The following is a 1,181-nucleotide window of genomic DNA, read 5'->3' on the forward strand; positions in this document are numbered from 1 at the left end:
GCGTTCTCAAGACGCAGTTTGTGGCGAAGGTTGGAAACGATTACTACTACAGAGTCTATGCAACCGGCACCCCGGGCCAGAGCACGGGCGTTTACACGACCCTGCCGGGGCAGAACGCAGTGAAACACTGCACAGTGGCCATTGGTTAAATACTGGACACTTGTAAGGAACATAAGTCATCCGATCAAGTAACAGTTGATCAGAGAGCCTGCGCAGGAAACACTGTAGGTACGAAAAACGCGCTGTGCGTCCATCGGTTTGAAGCACGAGTACCGGCATAATGCCGCCGGGCAATGTTCCAGTAAAGCATTGTGCAGTGACAATTGTGTAATCATGGACTGGACATCGAAATAAGAGGGAAGGTTTCTTCCTGATAAACAAAGGACCTAATCCTGGGGATTCCCAGGATTAGGTCCTTCTATGTTTGATTCATCTATTTTACGCTATGGCAAGTTAGTGATGNCTCTGGCAGTTCTTCTGCAAACGCGAACAATTCCTATGGAGCCAGCGGTGTGGTATCCGCAGGTCAGAATGTAGCGGCAGTTGGCGCCTATGTCCGCAGCGATACGACGGTGAACTTTACCCTGAAACGCGGGCAGGCCTATTGCTTCAAGATGACGGTGGTAAATGGAAACAACCAGACGCCGAGCTTTACAGTAGGCAACGGCGGCGTTCTCAAGACGCAGTTTGTGGCGAAGGTTGGAAACGATTACTACTACAGAGTCTATGCAACCGGCACCCCGGGCCAGAGCACGGGCGTTTACACGACCCTGCCGGGGCAGAACGCAGTGAAACACTGCACAGTGGCCATTGGTTAAATACTGGACACTTGTAAGGAACATAAGTCATCCGATCAAGTAACAGTTGATCAGAGAGCCTGCGCAGGAAACACTGTAGGTACGAAAAACGCGCTGTGCGTCCATCGGTTTGAAGCACGAGTACCGGCATAATGCCGCCGGGCAATGCTCCAGTAAAGCATTGTGCAGTGACGATTGTGTAATCATGGACTGGACATCGAAATAAGAGGGAAGGTTTCTTCCTGATAAACAAAGGACCTAATCCTGGGGATTCCCAGGATTAGGTCCTTCTATGTTTGATTCATCTATTTTACGCTATGGCAAGTTAGTGATGCCGGCCACTGTGAAGGCTTCTGCTTGCTCCTGTAGGACTTCCCCTGTGGA

Annotated in this window: 1 protein-coding gene; it reads left to right on the plus strand. The window is 50.4% G+C overall.

Annotated features, from left to right (window positions below; all coding sequences use genetic code 11):
* Positions 1-512 precede the first annotated feature (512 nt).
* Complete coding sequence (locus tag B9Y59_RS00480; protein WP_085531086.1) at positions 513-818, plus strand: hypothetical protein; 306 nt, start codon at positions 513-515, stop codon at positions 816-818.
* Positions 819-1,181: the final 363 nt, after the last annotated feature.

This window comes from Anaeromassilibacillus sp. Marseille-P3371 (assembly GCF_900169665.1).
In the GTDB taxonomy this organism is placed as follows: domain Bacteria; phylum Bacillota; class Clostridia; order Oscillospirales; family Acutalibacteraceae; genus Anaeromassilibacillus.